Genomic DNA, 19,949 nt, shown 5'->3' on the forward strand with positions numbered 1-19,949 from the left:
TGGTTAAATGGTTTGAAAATTTGTTAAAGAAGTTTAAAAGATTAATTAATACGCTTCTACATCGGTTAGACCATTTTAAAACAATAAGATATTTGCTTGATAAAGCGGATAATTTCAGCACATAACAAAACTAATTTTTGGCAAAGTCTTGTTTTTTCAATTATTTATGTGAATTCATTAAAAATCTATTTTATTGGCTTAAAAAATATTAATTCTTAGTAGATGCAAGGCGAATAGTTTATTACATTTGTTTTACTAATTATAAAAAAATAAGAATTGGATATTTCCCTTGTTACACAATATTCTTTGTGGTATTTATTGCCGTTTACATTGCTAGCATTCGGGCTTGTGTATTGGCAATATTTTTTTCGTAAACCATATCATAATAATTTGTCGGTTTCACAAATTCTTACTTTAGGATCATTACGTTTCTTAGCTTTGTTCTTGTTGTTAATATTACTAATTGCACCACAATTAAAATATAAAAAACGAATAGAGAATAAGCCTGCATTAATATTTGCTCAGGATAATTCCTCTTCATTGCGATTAGGTAAAGATTCGTCCTATTATTTGAATCAATATCCAAAAGATATAATTACTTTATTAAGTACATTAGAGAATCGTTACGATATTCAGTACCTAAAATTTGGAAAACAGGTTGAGCAATTAGATAGTTTTAAATTTGACTATTCTTATACCGATTTTTCTGAGCTAATGACTTATTTGAAGAATAATTATGGAAATCGTGAGAATGTTCAGGTCTTATTAGCAAGCGATGGTTTGTATAATGTGGGTGGAAATCCACGTTATCTGGCAAAAGAACTATCATTGCCGGTGCATACTTTACAATTAGGAGATACCAGTATTGTAAATGATATTTCTCTATTCTCGGTAAAATCGAATCGTATTGGTTTTACTAATAGTCGACTACCTGTTCGTATTGGTATTAAGGCAAACAATGCAAAGGGAAGTAAGCTGCAGATCTTAATAATAAGGGGCAATAAAGTACTTGTGAAAGATAATCTTATTGTTAATCAGGAATCCTTTTATGCTGAAAAAGATTATATGATTATTCCTGAGTATAAAGGTCTTCAAAGATTTACTACAGAAGTAAAATCGAATGTAAAAGAATATTCACTTAAAAATAATAGTGCCGATTTTGTTGTAGATGTCCTGGATAGCAAACGAAAAATTGCCATTTGTTTTGATCAATATCATCCCGATATCTCAGCATTAAAATCGGCGATAGATAACAATTCAAATTTCAGCTCAGAACTTATTAATTTATCAAAACAAACAGCCAATTTAAGAGATGTTAATTTGTGTGTCATGTATCAAATTCCATCAAAAAGTGAATCTTATCCAGGATTATTTCAGCAGGTTAAGCGAGAAAAAATACCTTTATTGATGGTAGTAGGTGGGAATACCAATTTATTGGAGCTTAATAAATTGGATATTGGTCTGCAGTTTTCTAATAAAGATGGATTATTTCGTGATGCAGTCTATTCAGAAAACGATGTATTTTCTTTATTTCAGACTCAATCTTCGAATAAAGAGTTTTTTACAAAATTACCACCATTATTAGTTCCCTTTGGTGATTATACTTTTGGTGTTGAAAATTACACTTTAGCTTATCAAAAGGTAAAAGGAATAGAAACCTCATATCCTTTAATTTCTTTTTCAAATATTCAGGATCAGAAAATTTCCTGGATTTTTGGTGAAGGAATATGGCGATGGAAATTGTACGAATATCAAATGAACGATACACATCAGCATTTTAATGAGTTGGTGAATAGAATTATGCAATATCAGGCTTTAAAAGTTAAAAAAAATCAATTAGTAATAAAGCATGAAAAAGATTTTATTGAAGGAAATAATATTTTGATAAATGCAGAGCTGTACAATGAAAGTTATCAGATATCGAATGCTGCTGATTTAAAATTCGAATTATCTGATAGTGATTCCAATACCTATGATTACACTTTTAACAGGCAGGATGGCGCTTATCAATTGTCCCTAAACTTCCTTAAAAAGGGAGAATATAAATATTGGGTTAAAACAATAGGTTTAGAGAAGAATCTGGAACGAAAGGGACAATTTGTTGTTCGATCGAATAGTTTGGAATCTAAAACATTACAAGCTAATAAGGATGTGTTGGTACAGATTTCTGAAAAATCGAACGGACAATATTTTACCTTGTCTGGTTTGAAAGATCTTAAACAATTTTTGCTTTCTGGAGAGAAAACAAAGACAACAATTTCTTCGGAAGTAAGATATGGGAATGCAGTAGATTTATTATATTTACTAAGTTTTATTATCATATTAATGATTTTGGAATGGTTTTTGAAGAAATACTGGCTGGGAAACTAATCCTAATCTAAAGAATAATACTGCCAAATGACTATACATTTACTTTTTCTATTTAAGGGTGGAGTAAGAAATTACTTATTGATATTCCTGATCTTTATTTTATCATCGTGTCAAACAACAGCCTTGTATCAGTTCGAAAGTTTAAAAGCACCTAAAATAATTATTCCTCCGGATGTTAAAACATTTGGTTTTGTAGATAGAAATACCAGTTTTGATATTGATTCAGTAGGGGATTATTATAAGGTGAATGAGATGACAATTAAGGATTCATTAAACTATGATAGCATAAGATCCCTGAATTGCTATTTGGGTTTATCGGAAAATTTATCGGAGTATTTGGGGGCTGATTCGATTCCTTATATCAAATTACCACAAAAGCATTTTACTGGCAAACGGGTTTATAAACCAATGGAATGGACCCAGGTTGATAGTATTTGTGAATCGACAGGTTCGGATGTATTAGTTTGTTTAGAAGACATTCTGATTTTTAATGAATATAAAATAATTAGTGAAGAAGAAAATTGGGGAATTACTGATATTAAGTATTATTCGGTTTGGAGAATATACGATCCTTTATTACAAAAACTGCTCGACGAGCGAATAGTAATGGATAGTTTGTATTCCGAGGTAAGTTCCAGTTCCTATGAAAGTTTGGTAGAGGAGAAAATACCTAGCCGAAAAGAAATAAGCGCCGATGTAGCCTACGAAATTGGCCGTAAATATGCCAATTTAATATCTCCCCAATGGACCGATATTACCAGAGAGTATTTTGTAGCTGGAGATCAGGATTTTATTTTGGCGCGTTATTATCTCGAGAATGATAATCTGGAACAAAGTATTTCTATTTGGGAAAAATTAGCAGAAGCTAAAGATTTAAAAATATCTGCACGAGCAGCATATAATTTGGCCATGGCCTACGAATTAAAAAATGATTTTAAGCAAGCCAATCATTGGATGAGAAAATCGGTAACTTTATATCGTAAAATGAAAAAAGAACCAAGCGAATTTAAAAAAGTGAAAAAATACTTTGAACAACTCACTCAAAGAACTCAAAATAATTATTTACTTGATAAATTTTTTGGTGAATAATAAATATATACTAAAATATATGCCCCCTGAAAGAAGATTCTCTCAGGGGTTTTTTAATTTTGTTTTTTATATTAAAAATTTTACAAATGACATCTACAACAATACTATATATAATACTTGGAATTTTAGCCTTCGATTTTATTTTAGAAAGAGTACTCGATGTGCTAAACCTACGCAATTGGTCACCCGAATTGCCCAAAGTACTGGAAGGAATTTACGATCGCGAAAAATACAGTAAATCGCAGCAATATCAGCAGGAAAAATATAGGCTTAGTTTTATTTCATCAAGTTTAAGTTTTGTAGCAAGCTTTTTAATGATATTAATGGGAGGTTTTGCCTGGCTCGATGAGTTGGTGAGACAATTTACCGACAATCCAATAGGTGTCGCGCTTTTGTTTTTTGGAGTAATTATGTTAGTCTCGAGCATAATAGGTATGCCATTTTCTTACTATTCCACTTTTGTGATTGAAGAAAAATATGGATTTAACAGAACCACTTTAAAGACTTTTATTTTAGATAAGATAAAAGGAGGAATATTAGGTGTAATAATTGGGGGTGGATTGTTGGCTTTGTTAATATGGATTTATCAGCAAACAACCCAAGATTTTTGGTGGATGGCTTGGTCGGTAATGGCAGCTTTCATGATTTTTATGACCATGTTTTATTCATCACTAATAGTTCCTCTTTTTAACAAGCAGACACCTTTAGAAGATGGGGAATTAAAATCAGCAATAAAAGCATTTGCCGATAAAGCAGATTTTAAACTTGATAATGTTTTTGTGATGGATGGCTCAAAAAGATCATCGAAAGGGAATGCATATTTTAGTGGTTTGGGAGCAAAGAAAAGAATTGTTTTATTCGATACCTTAATTAATGAACTAAGCACTGAGGAAATTGTAGCTGTTTTGGCTCACGAAATAGGTCACTATAAGAAAAAACATACTTTAAGCGGAATTTTAATATCTCTGTTACAAACAGGATTGATGTTTTATATTTTCTCCATTTTTATTGGAAATCCTGCTTTATCGGAAGCATTGGGTGCCGAAGTGCATGGCTTTCATCTTGGTTTAATTGCATTCGGCATTTTATATTCGCCTATCTCATCAATTTTAGGTCTGATTATGAATTTTTGGTCGAGACATAACGAATATCAGGCTGACGAATTTGCCAGTGATAAATACGAGGGACAAGCATTGGGTGATGCATTAATAAAACTTTCCATAAGTTCATTAAGTAATTTAACACCGCATAAAGCTTATGTCTTTTTTTATTATTCACATCCAACTCTTTTACAAAGATTGCAGGCTATTGGATTCAAGAAGTGATCTTAATACATGTAAGAATTAATTTTTTAATATCATATTAATAATAATGCAAGCAGAAATAATTACAATTGGCGACGAAATATTAATTGGACAGATTGTTGACACCAACTCGGCCTGGATGGCAAAAGAGTTAAATAAAGTTGGAATTGATGTATCTCGTATCAATAGTATTTCTGATCAGAAATCGGATATTATTAACTCTTTAGAAGAATCTTTAGAGAGAGTATCCTTAGTTTTAATGACCGGAGGTTTGGGGCCAACAAATGATGATATTACCAAGAAAACGCTGAGCGATTATTTTGGAATGAATTTAATTGAGGATCCCAGACTTTTTAAAAGAGTAAAGGAAAGACTAGCTGGTTATGGTATCCCCATGAACAAGTTTAACAGAGAACAAGCGCTTATTCCGGATAAAGCCAGAATTATTGATAATAATTTTGGATCGGCACCTTGTATGTGGTTCGAAAAAAATGGGAAAGTAGTAATCTCCATGCCAGGAGTACCTTTCGAAATGAAGGGGATAATGCAAGAAGAAGTATTAAAAGCATTGCAGAAACATTTTTCTACTCCGGCTATTGTTCACAAAACAATTATGACCGAAGGAATAGGGGAGTCGGTTCTTGCCGAAATGCTAATTGATTGGGAGGGCAATTTACCTGATTATATGCATTTGGCTTATTTACCATCACCAGGTGAGGTTCGTTTAAGAATTAGTACAAAAGGGGAAAGCGAAGATCGGTTAAAGGCTGGAATTAATGAGCAAATTGAATTGTTAAAGAAAATTATTCCCAATAATATTTTTGCTTACGATGATATGCCCATAGAACAAAGCGTTGCCGAATTGTTACTGGAGCAAGGAATGACTTTGGGAACCGCAGAAAGTTGTACTGGTGGTTATATTGCTCATTTAATAAGTTCGCATGCAGGTAGTTCGAGATATTTTAAAGGAAGTGTTGTTTCTTATTCGAATGAGATTAAGGAAAATGTGCTGAAAGTAAAATCTGATGATTTAGAGAAATATGGTGCGGTAAGTCAGCAGGTAGTTGAACAAATGGCAAAAGGTGCCAGAGAACTTTTAAATGTTGATTATGCTCTGGCAACATCTGGAATTGCAGGACCCGATGGCGGTACAGAAGAAAAACCCGTTGGAACAATATGGATTGCAATGGCATCAAAAAATGGTGTAATTTCTAAAAAATTAAGCTTATATAAAGCACGGGAAAGAAACATTCGAGTATCAGCTCTAAAGGTTTTAGGACTTTTATTACAAGAACTTAAAAAGAAAGATGTTTACTGTAACTGTAGTAATTAAACTATGCTAATAAGTTGCTAGGTATCTTAATAGATGCCTAGCAACTTATTTTATTATTTAACTTACTAATATTGTTTCTAGAATCAATATTAGTTGTCCTCTATTTTTATTTATAAATAGAAGATCGTAATTTTTATCGATTTACTAGCCTGTCTAATAATGTAGTTTTTCTTCTAGCATTGATTCTATATTACTTCCATTCTCAAGGGGATTTTTGTATCGAAAATTTTGCTTAAAATTCCATTTATGAAAATAAAAAATCAATAAATATTATATAAAGTAATTATTGTGTTTTTCTTTTTAAATCATTAAATTTCAATGAGTAATCGATCTTGTTTTGTTAAGATGTAAATTTAAATAGAGATATAATATATCTAGATATTTGGATATATAAATAAACATGTATATTTTTGAGTCGAAATCAATAAACAAATAACAGAATATGCGAAACTTTATCTACCTTATTATTTTTGTTTTGTTTGCTGCTAATTCAAATGTCGTTTTGGCGCAGCAGGCAGAATTAGAATTAAGTTTAAAGGATGCTTTGCAAAAAGCTGAAGAGAGTAACCGACAAATAAACAAGGCCAAAGAGCTTGGAAATGCTGCAAAAGCAGAATTTCGCCAAAGTAATTCGGTATTTCTTCCTAATGTTAATTTGTCTCATTCTTTTGTTACTACAAACGATCCATTGGCAACTTTCGGTTTTAAGTTAAAACAGGAAATTGCAACTACAGCCGATTTTAATCCTGTTTTGTTAAATGATCCTGATAGAATAGAAAATTACAATACCAAAATAGAGGTGGAGCAGCCTATCATTAATTTTGATGGTATTTATGGAAGAAAAGCAGCCAATGCAAAAAGACAAGCTGTTGATTATACAACCGAACGAACCATTAACTTTACGCAGTTCGAGGTTAAAAAAGCATATTATCAACTCGAATTGGCTCAGGAAGCTGTAAAGGTGTACGAAAAATCACAAGAAACAGCAAAGTCGGCATTGGAGCTTACCCAAAATAATCTAGAGCAAGGCTACGTAAAAGAAGCAGATTTTTTGGCCGCTAAAGTTCGTGTTCTGGAAATAAGTTCTCAGTTGGCCGATGCTAAAAATAATAAAAAACAAGCTGGTGAATTTTTAGCTTATATGTTGGGGCTGGATATTAACACACCAATAGTTACAACCGATCGATTAGGAAGACAAGTATCAATACTGAAAGGGCTTGCTAAGAATAAAGATGAAGGAATTCGTTCTGATTTAATGGCTTACAAAAAAGGGATTGAAGCAAGAGAAAACATGCTAAAATCTGAAAAAATGAAATTTCTACCCAGATTAAATGCTTATGGAGCTTACGAATGGAATGATGATAAGCTTTTTGGTACATCAGCAAATAACTATATAATTGGTGCTAGTCTTTCATGGAATTTATTTGGAGGATATAAAAACACCGGAAAAGTACAGAAGGCAAAAGCAGAACTAAAAATAGCGGAGTTGGATTTAGCCGATTATGCTTCCAGAAATAATATGGAAATAAAAGGTGCCAAGCGAAATCTTAAACTAGCTTTCGATAGAATAGATCTAAGTAAGCTGGCAATGGAACAAGCCAATGAAGCTTATCGAATTCGTAAGGATCGTTACATACAAGGACTAGAAAAAACCACAGATGTGCTGCAAGCAGAATCTGCCTCCTTGCTTAAAAATTTAGAATATATCAATTCATTATACAGATATCATGTTGCTGTATTTCAATTGGAATTGTTACTCGAAAAAGATCTACAATAAGCTAAACTAAAATCAAAAGAATTACAGATATGAACTTTAAAAAATATTTATTCATAGCAACTGCAGGTGTTATTTTTTTTGGATTACAATCGTGTGGCGATAAGCCCAATGCAAAAGAAAGCTCGAAAGCCGATGTTGTGGTTACACTTAAGACTGCTAAAATTGAAAACAGACCTGAATTGTTAAGCTTTTCGGGAAAAATAGAAGCCGAAACCCATTCTAATTTAGGGACCCGAATTATGGGGCAAATAGCCAGAATTTATGTAGAGCCAGGTCAGAAAGTTAAGAAAGGACAACTCTTAATTCAGATTAAGGATAAAGATATTCAGGCAAAGAAATCGCAGGTAAAAGCAAATATGTTAAAGGCCGAAGCTGCCTATTCAAATGCGAAAAAGGATTTCGATCGCTTTAGCATATTATTTGAACAAAAAAGTGCATCTCAAAAGGAAATGGATGATGTATCGACTGCTTATAATATGGCAAAAGCAGAATTGGAAGCTGTTAAGCAAGCGGAAGTTGAAGTTAACGAAATGCTCGCTTATACAGCAATTAAGGCTCCTTACAATGGCGTTATTACAAGAAAATATATGAACGAAGGAGATTTGGCCTCACCAGGTATGCCATTACTGGCACTTGAAAAACCAGGAGAATATAAAGTAATGGCTAGAATTCCAGAAACTGAAATTTCTAAAATTGAGAAAAACGATCTTGTTAAAGTACGTGTTAGTGCTTTAAATAATATTGAAATAGAAGGTATAGTTACTGAGGTTAATCCTTCTGCCTTGTATACAGGAAATCAGTTCGAAGCTAAAATTGTTTTAAGACCTGATGTTGAGCAAAAAGGAAAAATTTATAGCGGTATGTTTGCTAATGTTTTACTCGAAAAAGGTGGAATGCCAAGTATTATGATTCCTGAAAATGTTCTTGTAAAAAAAGGCCAGTTAACAGGTGTCTACACTCTTAGTCAGTCGGGAACAGCAATGCTTCGCTGGATAAGAATTGGGAACACAAGTAATAATATGGTTGAGGTGTTATCCGGTTTAAGTGATAATGAGCAATACATAGCATCTTACAAGGGAAAAATTTGGGATGGTGCTAAAGTTGTTAAAAAGTGAAAGTAAGTAGATAAAATATATTTAGTTAAGAAAAATTTCTGAGCTAATATTTATCTGTACTAATTACTAAATACATGAATAAATGAAAACAGGATTTGCAGGCGGAATAGCCAATTTATTTATAAAATCGAAACTAACACCTCTTTTAATGGTTGCCTTTATGGTAATTGGTGTTTACAGTGCGTATCTTACTCCAAGAGAGGAAGAACCACAAATAGATGTTCCCATTGCCGATATATTTTTAATGTATCCGGGAGCAAGCCCATTGGAAATTGAATCGCGGGTAATGCAGCCACTGGAAAAAGTAGTGGCTAACATACCGGGTGTCGAGTATGTTTATTCTACATCAATGCCTGGACAAGCAATGCTTATTGTTCAATTTGTAGTTGGCGAAGATATTGAAAGATCTCTTGTGAAAATGTACAATGAGATTATGAAACACATGGATCAAATGCCCAAAGGAATATCATTGCCTTTAATAAAAACTCGGGCAATTGATGATGTTCCAGTTCTTGGTTTAACGTTTTGGAGCGAAAACTACAACGATTTTCAACTGAAAAGAATAGCCCAGGAAGTAAACAATGAAATTGAAAAAGTTGGCGAAGTATCCGAAACAAAGGTAATAGGTGGTCGTTCGCGACAAGTACGTGTTGTTTTAGATCGCGAGCAAATGGCTAGCTATCATATCGATGCTTTAAGTATTGCTCAGCAGATACAAATTTCTAATCAGCAAATTGGTTCGGGCTCTTTTAATAGTCATGATACCGAGTATCTGGTTGAAACCGGACAATTTCTCGAAAATACCGAAGATGTATCTAATTTAGTTGTGGGTGTTTATAAAAACAGTCCAATTTATTTAAAGCAAGTTGCCAAAGTAATTGACGGACCCGAAATACCATCGCAATATGTAAGTTTTGGATACGGGAAAGTGAATGAGGCTAAGAAGGAATATGCAGGAGATTATTCGGCTGTTACTATTTCTGTTGCCAAACGTAGAGGTGCCGATGCAATGAAAGTTGCAGAACAGATACTAAATAAGGTAGAGGTGCTTAAGAAAGATTTAATTCCTTCGGATGTTAATGTAGATGTAACCAGAAATTATGGTGAAACAGCATCTGATAAAGTATCGGAGCTTTTACTACACCTTTTAGGAGCTATTATTGCAGTTACATTTGTGGTAATGCTTGCCATGGGTTGGCGTGGTGGATTAGTGGTTTTCCTTTCGGTACCCATAACCTTTGCTTTAACCATGTTTAGTTATTACTTTTTAGATTATACTTTAAATCGTATTACTCTTTTTGCATTGGTTTTTGTAACCGGTATTGTGGTCGACGATTCGATTATTATTGCTGAAAATATGCACCGGCATTTTAAAATGAAACAATTGCCATTTATGCAAGCCGCCTTGCGTTCCATCGACGAAGTGGGTAACCCAACTATTTTAGCAACATTTACAGTAATTGCAGCTGTCTTACCAATGGTTTTCGTTTCCGGATTAATGGGACCTTATATGAGTCCTATGCCAATTGGTGCTTCTATAGCCATGATATTTTCACTTTTAGTAGCTTTAACAATTACACCTTATTTAGCTTACCGATTGTTAAGATTTAATGAAAAAGAGGATGAAAAAGAAGAGGTATTTAAATTAGAAGATTCTAAAATTTATAAGATTTATAAGGCTACCATAAGCCCTATGTTAGAGTCGAAAGTAAAGCGTTGGAGTTTTATTGGTTTTGTAAGTGTATTGTTATTGGCATCAATGACTTTGATATATTTTAAGTTTGTTGCTGTAAAAATGTTGCCATTCGATAACAAGAACGAATTTCAGGTAATTATTGATATGCCCGAAGGAACAACATTGGAAAGAACAGCTGTGGTGGCCAAAGAGTTAGCAGCATATATTGCACAGCAGGAAAATGTGATTGATTATCAGACTTATGTAGGAACTGCTGCTCCTATGAATTTTAATGGCTTGGTTCGTCATTACGATTTAAGAAGAGGATCGAATGTAGCAGATATTCAGGTAAACTTAACTCATAAAGACGATAGAGATTTGCAAAGTCATGATATTGCGAAGGCATTTAGACCTGGATTGCAGAAAATAGGTGAAAAATTTAATGCAAATGTTAAAGTTGTGGAAGTTCCGCCAGGACCTCCGGTAATGTCAACATTGGTAGCCGAAATTTACGGACCTGAAACCGAAGGTCAAATTCAGGTAGCCAAACAGGTAAAATCTATTTTTGGAAAAACCGATGATGTGGTAGATGTAGATTGGCTGGTAGAAGATGATCAGACAGAATTTCAATTTAATGTTGATAAAGAAAAAGCAATGTTGGCCGGAGTTTCTACTCAACAGGTTGTTCATACCTTGAATATGGCTCTTCGTGGTCATGAAGTTTCACAGTTGTATCAGGAACATGAACACGAGCAGGTAGGTATTGATCTTCGTTTACAGGAGAAAGACAGAAGTAGCTTAAGCGATTTAAAAAAGATAAATATCTTAACTCAAACTGGTCAGTTAATTCCTATTGGCGATATTGTGGATATTCGTGAGCAGGTAAAAGAAAAAAGTATATATAGAAAAAATCAAAAACGGGTTGTTTATGTAACTGCCGATGTAGCGGGTAAATTGGAAAGTCCTGTTTATGGTATCATGGAAATTTCTGATCACTTGTCGGATGTTAAAATGCCCGAGGGATATAAATTAACAGAAGAGTACACCGAACAACCATTTTTGGAAGATAATTATAGCTTAAAATGGGATGGAGAGTGGCAAATTACTTATGAAGTATTTCGCGATTTGGGAACCGCTTTTGCTGTGGTTTTATTAGTAATCTATATGCTAATAATAGGATGGTTTCAGAACTTTAAAGTTCCATTTGTAATGATGATTTCTATTCCTTTATCTCTGGTGGGAATTTTAATTGGACACTGGTTGTTAGGTGCCTTTTTTACAGCTACCTCTATGATTGGCTTAATTGCTTTAGCAGGAATAATGGTTAGGAATGCCATATTATTAATCGACTTTATAAATCTGAGGTTGAAAGATGGTATTCCGTTAAAAGAGGCAGTAATTGAAGCTGGAGCGGTGCGTACAACTCCAATTTTACTAACTGCCGGAACAGTTGTAATTGGTGCTGTAGTAATTCTTTTCGATCCAATTTTCCAGGGGCTAGCGATATCTTTAATGGGAGGTTCCATAGCTTCAACATTCTTAACCCTTGTAATTGTGCCATTAATTTATTACATGACAGAGAAGAAGAAATATTCTAAGCAAACTGAAAATAATCAGATAAGTGAGAATAGTGATCAGTAAATCTTAAATATCAAAATTATGAAAGTAGTTGTTATATTTTGTGTGAAAGCTTTTTACGATGATTTAAAGCAAATTTACAATAAAGCAGAAATTAGTGCTTACAGCGAATTTGATGTGAAAGGCTATACCAAGAAAAAAAGTGATAAATCGAATACTTCAAACTGGTTTGGTTCTGGTAAAGATCATTACGATTCGGCAGCTACATTTACTTTTTTAGAGGAAGAGAAAGCAACGGATCTGTTCAAACAGATTGAAAAATTTAATTTGAGCATAAAATGTTGTAGTCCAATGCATGCTTATGTTCTTGATGTTGAGAAGTTTATATAAATATTAAATAATATGAGAGAGAGAATAATAAGAGGACTTGCCGGAACCATTGTGTTGGTGAGTGTTTTACTTGCAGCTTATGTGAATGAAAATTGGCTATTACTTACAGCATTTGTTGGTTTAAATCTCTTGCAATCGTCTATAACCAAATGGTGCTTGATGGATGATATTTTAAAGAAAGTTTTTAAGGTGGAGGATTAATCCATTAGTTTTAGTTTTATTGATTGTTATCCCGGAGTTTGTACTTCGGGATATTTTTTTGACTTTTATTTATTAAAACAAAGCTGCTTTAAAGAAGTAAAAATCCCTAGGTATTCAGGTATAATTTTCCATATCTTTGCCCTATAAAATTGACAATATGATTCGTTCTACAATACAAGCATTTGAGGTAATAGATACCTGTTCGAAAGGGATTCCTTACGAAGCCATTGATTTTTTAAGAAATCAGGAAAATAGTGAGGATATTAATAAAAAATTGGTTTACGCATTACAAAATGCATATAAAGGAGAAGCATACTATTCTGATGAACTTAGAATTATGTTGCCAGCGCCTTTATGGTATGCTGTGGTTGCCGAGAAGCATTTATCAGAAGATCTTTTTGAACCTTTATTGGATTTGTTTACAACAGAGGAAGATTGGGATTTAATGAATGAACAAGCAGTTTATTTGGTTGGACTGCTGGCAAAGAAATACCCAAATGCCTTTATTGATAAAGTATTGTACTTTATTGAAGAGAATATAAAAAAAGAAAATAAAACACCTTATCTTTTTTGTTTTGAGGCCTTGTACTATGCACAAGAGGAAAAATTTGATCGCATTCATTCTATTTTAGAGAAAGAAAATTTTCATTGGTTAGATCATTACATCCGAGTATTAGGAGATTTAATGAGAGAAGATACCCTTGCAAAGTTTAAAGCGATGTTACCGAAGTTCGAAGGTAAACACACAGCCATTGAATTGCAATATTATATTGATGTAATGGAGGGTAGAGTAACCGACTTTCAAAAGGGAGTAGCATTTTGCGAAATGCGGGATTCGGAGTGGAAAAATCATTACCAACAAATGGAACATATCTTTGCATCTACCGAATCGCCAATTCAACAAGAAGGAAAAATAAATAGAAATGATCCTTGTCCTTGTGGATCGGGTAAAAAATATAAACAATGTTGCCTGAAAAATCAGGCATAAGCAGAATTTATTATATTATTAGAAACGGTTTTATTGTTCTTATTTAGAATAATAAAACCGTTTTTTAATGATTTTGTATTTCGATAAAGAAGGATTTGTGAAATATAGCGGAATTTACATTTTATTATTTATTTTAATCGGAACAGTTAATAAATATGGCATATCGAATTCTAATGATTATTTTTAGCAGATTGAAATAAATATATATGAGTAAACAGCTACAGCTAAAAAAAGAGCTTTATAAATTGGCTTTAGAGAATTTACAATCTACAATTGATGAAAATAAAAAAGCATTGGTAGATTTAAAAGAATCGGTTGGAAGTGAGAGTAAAAGTACAGCAGGAGATAAGCACGAGACTGGTCGTGCCATGATTCACCTAGAGCAGGAAAAAGCAAACAAGCAAATGCAAAATAGCCTAGAACTAAAAAAAGTTTTAGATCAGGTTAACTTAGATAAAATGTATGAGGAAGTGAGTTTTGGTTCTTTGGTAATTACGAATAAAATTTGCTTTTATTTATTGGCTGCATTGGGGCAATATAGCATTGGCGAAAATCAATATTATTTTGTTTCTCTTCATTCTGAAATTGCAAAAGCTTTTATGGGGAAAAAAGCAGGAGAAGTGGTTGTATTTAAAAATCAATCATTTACAATTAATGAGATTGTGTAATTTAGTATCGATAGCAAATCAATTAAAATTTAATCTTGCAAAAGAAAACTTTTTACTAAAGTAACAAACTAAAATTAAATCGGATATTTATATTGTACATAGATGTTTTTATGCAGAATTATAATTTCAAATTTACTATCGAAATTATAGGATTCACTTATTCTGACAGTTAGTGTAATTTTTGTTTATCTTATGCAGTGGGGTTGTTTTATTAGTTGCTAATATTAGCTTTCAATACTAAACTCTTCCTGCACTTTTATAATTTGATTCATGTAACTGTCTAGCGTAGGGTACTTTTTTCGATTTTTACTATACACATTTAAGCTTTGGTAAAGATTTCTTATCCATAAAAATCCTTTTGCTTCTTCGTTATCTAATAGCTTATCTATTTGTTGTGAATTAGCTCCTTCATCTTCTAAATATTTTATTGTCGATGCTCTTACCAATATTTCATTAATCATAGTTTGTGCAGATCCATAAGCTTGGTTATTCATTAACTTTAATACTGATAGATATAGTTCTTGAGCTTTGCTTTCCATTTCAGGATAATATTTTTCTCCCAGTTGATTGCAAAATGAATGGCAAAATTCATGTACTAAGGTTTGTTTTTTATTGGTTTTATAGGTTGGGTAGCCTAAGCTATCTGTACTATTGGCAGATAAAATAGAGTAAATGTCTTCAATGCCAGATTTATTTGTAATCTTAGGTCCGTAGTTACCCCAATTGGTAAAACTAAGTACCACATTATATTTTCCTTTGGGAGCGCAAGCAAAAAAATGTTCGAACCATAACAAGTTAATGGAATTAGAAATTTTAGTGAATCGATTAATGGCAATTTCGTAAAATTTCTGATTCTGATTAAAGAAGTTTTGAAAATTACTTTTGCGATAAAAATCATCTAAAAGAAGAATAAAGTCTTCTTCCTTTTTTGTCCATCTATCATCTAAATTATTTTTTGTAAGCGTAGGATTAAATTTAATTGAGTCGTTTACTATTTTAATATGAATAGCCAAAGACGGCACAGCATCGAATGAAACACCATTTTTATCTCGAAATTGCGATGCCATTTTTATTACGCTGTGGTTTTTGTATGTCTTAAAGTAATTATCAATTGAATCGGTATATCGTTTAATAGTATTGTTTTTATATTCTGGTGAATCTGCTAAACGAAACACGATACTCAACAATTCAATTCGTTCATCAACTTTTGGACTTAGGCACTTGTTTTGAGAAAATAAATTTCCGTTAAATATTAATAAAAATATAAGGATAAGTTTTCTCATATCAGCTTGTTTTAAATATGTTTAATTAATTAGATTTCTTTTTATGAGGCTAGTTTAATTAATATCTTCTCTAAATCAGGATTATCCTGTCTTCCTTTGTTGGGTCTTTCGGCATTATAGGATACTAATTTTCCTTCTTTATCGATTAAAATATAGGTTGGTATGATAATAATATTAAATAGCTGATGCAACTTTGAGTTAAAACCTTTCTCAAAGCGATATTGGTTTTCTTTTTCTTGAGAAACTTCATAAACCTCATTCCATAATTTATCTGAATAAGAATCAACAGTCATGTAAATAAATTCGATAGGGTATTTTTTTAATTTTTCGTGTAGCTTTTTAGAATGTGGCATGGCAATTCGGCAAGGACCGCATCCTAAACTCCAAATATCCATATATATTACTTTTTCTTTATTTTTTGATAATATATCTGAGATAGTCATTTTTGTATTTGTAGTATCATAAACTACTGTTTGCAGAAAATCCTTGTGTAAAGGTGCTCCAATCATTGCATTTTTCTTATTGAATTTGCTTAGTTCATTATCAATAAAATTAATACAGTTGATATCCGATTTTATTTTGTTAAAAGATGCCATCATTGTTGAGTCGTACTTGTCGTAGATTGAAAAATCATAATATAATTCTTGTACAAGACAATGTTCTTTTGTTTTTTCAGGTAAGGAATCCATAATAATAGCTAATCTAAGAGAATCAGTTTCTAAATTTCTGTTGATAGATTGTAGTTTATTTACCTCATTTCGAATGAATTGATATAATATATCTAAATAGTTGTCTGCTATTAAATATTGGTCTTTAGCAAATCCTTTAAGGGTATACTGTTTTTTATATTTCGAAGGTATTTGTACAGAATCAATAGGGATTCGGTTTTTACGCGAATAAATAATACTTGCCTGTTGGTACATGTCAATTTGATCCAGTTCATTTTTTATATTGAAATACTCAATGAATTCAGGATTCAACGAATGGCTGTTATTGTACTTTTCGAACTCAGCATTTCTTATATCTACATACTCTTCAATCATACTAAAGAATTCGGAGAATTCGTGTTGTTCTCTATACCACGATATCATGATATTCATTTTGGAACATTTTTTATTTTGCGATAGTATCTGAAGGAACTTATTTTTTTCAGCTCCCTTTCCGTTAAATGTAACTGTATCTTTGGTGATGTTGATTTCTAAACGATCATTGGCTTGTATAATCATATCATAGCTTCGCTTGTTTACAAGCATTTCACCTTTGCTAATATTTTGAACAGGAATAGATATCTCGAAATTTCCCAGACTGTCTACTTTTGCAAGATGCTGAGGGCGTTTCATATCTGCACTGTGTTGTTTAAACCATTCAAATTTAATTTCCTTAACATCAGAATGGGCTTTTCCTTTTATTATCGCCAGATTTTTTGTATTATTTTGTGTGCATGCTCCCAATAGTAGGGCAATTGTAAGGGCAGATAAAATGATTTTATTCATAGGTCTTTAGTTTGAGATTTTCTTTAATTCTATTATGATTTATTCCTGTGAATTTAAAAGCTGAGATAATTTTTATTAGTTTACTTGCTCAACAATCACCTTAAAAATTACTTAACTGTTTTTAATGTCTATTTCTAAAATTGAATTTATCAGATCAATTTACAAAATATTAAATAAAATAATTAATTGTTTGTGATATTATTTTACAATATTATTTATTTTTTTTACAGTTGTTTCTATTGGTTTTTAAGTTTTGTAATATGTGTTTTGTTTAATGTAAATACTTTTTACAATTTTTTATTTCTACATATTTAGCGAGTTGTGAATTAAAATGTATTTGTTAGAATTGTATCTAATTTATTTTGTAAGATTAGTGAAAGTAGTGTTTTGTGACAGTGTAATTTAACCTAATTTATTGTATTTTATTGTGATGGTAGTTTACGTAATAATTTGTTCGAAGAATTTGTTTATCTGATCTAATTTGAAAAATATAATAATGCCTATTAAAAATACAACAGAATGTAAAAAAGTAAAATATAGTTTTAATAGGATTTGCATTTTAGTAATTAAAAATCGAGTGTCGTATTTGTAAACCGATTAATAGCATCATAAACTTCTTCTGCAGTATTAGTATTCATTAGCTCATTACGTAGCGCCGAGGCGCCTTTAAATTCGTTGGTATAAATTTTGAAAAACCGTCGCAGAATAGCAAAGTTTTTTTCGTTTCCCCAACTTGAATGAAAAATTTGAGTATGTTCTTTTAATAAAGCCAGTTTTTCTTCCATTTTTATGTCTATTTTACTGGGCTGAAAAAACCATGGGTTTTTGAAAATTCCACGTCCAATCATTACTCCGTCAACACCATATTGGTTTACTTTTTGTAAACCATCGGTATAACTTTCCACATCGCCGTTACCAATTATTTTGACATGAGGAGCTAACTTGTTTCGTAAATTTACTGCTTTCTTAATTTCGGTCCAGTCGGCTTTACCATCCGACATTTGCTTTTGAATTCGGCCATGAATGGTTAAAGCATCAATGGGCTGTTGTAAAAGGTGAGAAATCCAGGATTCAGTAACTATTTTTTTAAAGCCAATACGTGTTTTTACACTTAAAGGAAGTTGGGTGGCTTCGCGGGTGGCCTGTATTATTTCTTTGGCAAGATCTGGCTGTTCAATTAGGGCAGAGCAGCAACCATTTTTCACAACATTCTTTACCGGACACCCCATGTTTATATCAATGCCATCAAAATCGGTTTCATTGCTAATATATTGGGCCGTTTTATAATATTTATCAGGGTCTTTTCCCCAAATTTGGGCAATTAACTTTACATTTTTTTGTTTAAGCAGATTCTTTTCCGATTCGTTTATTCGCAAGCGGTGTTTTACTTTAGCGTTCCCCACAGTATGACAAAAGCCTTCTACCGAGGTGAATTCGGAAAACATAAGATGGAGTTTTCCGTTTTCCATGCTTTTTAATACGACCTCTCGAAAAACAGTGTCCGTCACATCTTCCATTGGAGCCAGTGAGAAATTTGCTGTTTGTATATTGTGCCAGAAATTGTTCATTTTATTAGTTGGATTTTTATTGTTTAGTCAATTTTGATTGTACGTAGTAATATTTTATTTATAACTCTTTCAATTTTGGTCGTATTCTTTGTCTGTAAATCTGACTTTTGCTGTATTTGTCGTGAAATTTAGATCGTAGTTTGGTACGTTCTTCTGATGGTAATTGAATAATCTGTGCACATTCGTCGGTACAGCAGCCCTGATATTTTTCACGGCACTCATCACACTGAATAAATAGGAGATGGCAGTCGTTGTTGGCGCAGTTGGTGTGTGTATCGCAAGCTTTTCCGCACTGATGGCATTTTGCAATTACCTCATTGTTTATGCTTTCTCCCAGTCGTTCATCGAATACGAAATTTTTTCCTCTGAATTTAGAATCTAAGCCGAGTTGTTTTATGTCCTGTGCATAAGCAATAATTCCTCCGTGTAACTGATTTACATCCTCAAAACCATGATGTTTAAGGTATGCACTGGCTTTTTCGCATCGAATTCCTCCTGTGCAATACAGTAAGACTTTTTCCTTTTTTTTGTCTTTTAAATTGTTAACTACAATATCAATTTCTTCGCGGAATGTATCTGCATCGGGGCAAATGGCATTTTCGAAATGACCAATTTCACTTTCGTAATGATTTCGCATATCTACAACAATTGTGTTAGGTAAAGATATTTGATTGTGAAATTCGAGTGGGGAGAGATGATTGCCTACATCAGTTACATCAAATGCATTGTCGTTTAATCCATCGGCAACAATTTTAGGTCGCAGTTTAACAATGAGTTTATAAAACGATTTTCCATCATCCTCTACGGCCCATTTTATTGGCATATCCTGCAGTTCTTTTAGGTTATTCATTAGTGAAAAAAAAGCTTTAATATTATGTTCTGGTACGCTCATTTGTGCATTAATTCCTTCGCGAGCAATGTAAATTCGCCCTTTACAATCTAATTCAAACCATCGTAAATATAGATGATCTCGAACTTTCTGTGGATCTTCTATAATTACATATCTATAAAAAGAAAGTGTTTTTCTACTAAAGTTTTCTTCTTCAAGTTGTTTCTTGAGTTCTTCTTTACTAAGTTTATTATGAAGTAACATTTATTGTTTTAATTTAGAATTAAT

The 19,949-nt window shown here is 32.4% G+C and carries 15 protein-coding genes; 11 read left to right on the top strand and 4 right to left on the bottom strand.

The genetic code is table 11. From position 1 onward, the window contains the following. Positions 1-276: 276 nt before the first annotated feature. From ACT3CE_RS09895 to ACT3CE_RS09945, 11 genes are all read left to right on the top strand, one after another. Entirely contained in the window at positions 277-2,370 is a 2,094-nt protein-coding gene (locus tag ACT3CE_RS09895; RefSeq protein ID WP_444709609.1) for a hypothetical protein, read from the top strand. Between the two features lie 27 nt (positions 2,371-2,397). After that, the gene (locus tag ACT3CE_RS09900) at positions 2,398-3,459 is read left to right on the top strand and encodes a DUF6340 family protein (protein ID WP_444709610.1); all 1,062 of its coding nucleotides are present in this window, start codon (positions 2,398-2,400) and stop codon (positions 3,457-3,459) included. 86 nt (positions 3,460-3,545) lie between these two features. Beyond that, entirely contained in the window at positions 3,546-4,784 is a 1,239-nt protein-coding gene (locus tag ACT3CE_RS09905; RefSeq protein WP_444709611.1) for a M48 family metallopeptidase, read from the top strand. 46 nt (positions 4,785-4,830) lie between these two features. After that, positions 4,831-6,096 (top strand): competence/damage-inducible protein A, encoded by a 1,266-nt coding sequence (locus tag ACT3CE_RS09910; RefSeq protein WP_444709612.1) that lies wholly within the window; start codon positions 4,831-4,833, stop codon positions 6,094-6,096. 442 nt (positions 6,097-6,538) lie between these two features. Further along, positions 6,539-7,873, top strand: coding sequence for a TolC family protein (locus tag ACT3CE_RS09915; protein WP_444709613.1), 1,335 nt, complete (start codon positions 6,539-6,541; stop codon positions 7,871-7,873). A 29-nt stretch (positions 7,874-7,902) separates the two neighbouring features. Beyond that, on the top strand, positions 7,903-8,988 hold the full coding sequence (locus ACT3CE_RS09920; protein ID WP_444709614.1) for an efflux RND transporter periplasmic adaptor subunit: 1,086 nt from the start codon (positions 7,903-7,905) through the stop codon (positions 8,986-8,988). An 82-nt stretch (positions 8,989-9,070) separates the two neighbouring features. Next, positions 9,071-12,304 carry an efflux RND transporter permease subunit gene (locus ACT3CE_RS09925; protein ID WP_444709615.1) on the top strand — a complete coding sequence of 1,078 codons (3,234 nt, stop codon included), beginning with the start codon at positions 9,071-9,073 and terminating at the stop codon, positions 12,302-12,304. A gap of 18 nt (positions 12,305-12,322) precedes the next feature. Continuing rightward, entirely contained in the window at positions 12,323-12,631 is a 309-nt protein-coding gene (locus ACT3CE_RS09930; RefSeq protein ID WP_444709616.1) for a hypothetical protein, read from the top strand. Between the two features lie 12 nt (positions 12,632-12,643). Beyond that, a complete protein-coding gene (locus ACT3CE_RS09935; protein WP_444709617.1) occupies positions 12,644-12,832 on the top strand; it encodes a YgaP family membrane protein in 189 nt (62 codons plus the stop codon). A 157-nt stretch (positions 12,833-12,989) separates the two neighbouring features. Further along, positions 12,990-13,820, top strand: coding sequence for a YecA family protein (locus ACT3CE_RS09940; RefSeq protein ID WP_444709618.1), 831 nt, complete (start codon positions 12,990-12,992; stop codon positions 13,818-13,820). A gap of 206 nt (positions 13,821-14,026) precedes the next feature. Next, positions 14,027-14,488, top strand: a complete 462-nt coding sequence (locus tag ACT3CE_RS09945; RefSeq protein WP_444709619.1) for a hypothetical protein — start codon at positions 14,027-14,029, stop codon at positions 14,486-14,488. A 224-nt stretch (positions 14,489-14,712) separates the two neighbouring features. Here the strand turns inward: ACT3CE_RS09945 and ACT3CE_RS09950 are convergent, their stop codons facing one another. The 4 genes from ACT3CE_RS09950 to trhO all read right to left on the bottom strand — a co-directional run bounded on the left by ACT3CE_RS09950 (position 14,713) and on the right by trhO (position 19,925). Next, positions 14,713-15,771 (bottom strand): DUF4932 domain-containing protein, encoded by a 1,059-nt coding sequence (locus ACT3CE_RS09950; protein WP_444709620.1) that lies wholly within the window; start codon positions 15,769-15,771, stop codon positions 14,713-14,715. Positions 15,772-15,812: 41 nt separating this feature from the next. After that, positions 15,813-17,264, bottom strand: coding sequence for a TlpA family protein disulfide reductase (locus ACT3CE_RS09955; RefSeq protein ID WP_444709621.1), 1,452 nt, complete (start codon positions 17,262-17,264; stop codon positions 15,813-15,815). A 566-nt stretch (positions 17,265-17,830) separates the two neighbouring features. Next, a complete protein-coding gene (locus tag ACT3CE_RS09960) occupies positions 17,831-18,832 on the bottom strand; it encodes a tRNA dihydrouridine synthase (RefSeq protein ID WP_444709622.1) in 1,002 nt (333 codons plus the stop codon). A gap of 58 nt (positions 18,833-18,890) precedes the next feature. Next, complete coding sequence (trhO, locus tag ACT3CE_RS09965; protein ID WP_444709623.1) at positions 18,891-19,925, bottom strand: oxygen-dependent tRNA uridine(34) hydroxylase TrhO; 1,035 nt, start codon at positions 19,923-19,925, stop codon at positions 18,891-18,893. Positions 19,926-19,949: the final 24 nt, after the last annotated feature.

It is taken from the genome of Marinifilum sp. RC60d5 (assembly GCF_052400665.1).
Taxonomy (GTDB): domain Bacteria; phylum Bacteroidota; class Bacteroidia; order Bacteroidales; family Marinifilaceae; genus JBQTGK01.

Bases quoted from the DNA above. Each gene is read 5' to 3' on its own strand.
- ACT3CE_RS09900 (WP_444709610.1), top strand. From the start codon at position 2,398: ATGACTATACATTTACTTTTTCTATTTAAGGGTGGAGTAAGAAATTAC.
- ACT3CE_RS09905 (WP_444709611.1), top strand. From the start codon at position 3,546: ATGACATCTACAACAATACTATATATAATACTTGGAATTTTAGCCTTC.
- ACT3CE_RS09910 (WP_444709612.1), top strand. From the start codon at position 4,831: ATGCAAGCAGAAATAATTACAATTGGCGACGAAATATTAATTGGACAG.
- ACT3CE_RS09915 (WP_444709613.1), top strand. From the start codon at position 6,539: ATGCGAAACTTTATCTACCTTATTATTTTTGTTTTGTTTGCTGCTAAT.
- ACT3CE_RS09920 (WP_444709614.1), top strand. From the start codon at position 7,903: ATGAACTTTAAAAAATATTTATTCATAGCAACTGCAGGTGTTATTTTT.
- ACT3CE_RS09925 (WP_444709615.1), top strand. From the start codon at position 9,071: ATGAAAACAGGATTTGCAGGCGGAATAGCCAATTTATTTATAAAATCG.
- ACT3CE_RS09930 (WP_444709616.1), top strand. From the start codon at position 12,323: ATGAAAGTAGTTGTTATATTTTGTGTGAAAGCTTTTTACGATGATTTA.
- ACT3CE_RS09935 (WP_444709617.1), top strand. From the start codon at position 12,644: ATGAGAGAGAGAATAATAAGAGGACTTGCCGGAACCATTGTGTTGGTG.
- ACT3CE_RS09940 (WP_444709618.1), top strand. From the start codon at position 12,990: ATGATTCGTTCTACAATACAAGCATTTGAGGTAATAGATACCTGTTCG.
- ACT3CE_RS09945 (WP_444709619.1), top strand. From the start codon at position 14,027: ATGAGTAAACAGCTACAGCTAAAAAAAGAGCTTTATAAATTGGCTTTA.
- ACT3CE_RS09950 (WP_444709620.1), bottom strand. From the start codon at position 15,771: ATGAGAAAACTTATCCTTATATTTTTATTAATATTTAACGGAAATTTA.
- ACT3CE_RS09955 (WP_444709621.1), bottom strand. From the start codon at position 17,264: ATGAATAAAATCATTTTATCTGCCCTTACAATTGCCCTACTATTGGGA.
- ACT3CE_RS09960 (WP_444709622.1), bottom strand. From the start codon at position 18,832: ATGAACAATTTCTGGCACAATATACAAACAGCAAATTTCTCACTGGCT.
- trhO (WP_444709623.1), bottom strand. From the start codon at position 19,925: ATGTTACTTCATAATAAACTTAGTAAAGAAGAACTCAAGAAACAACTT.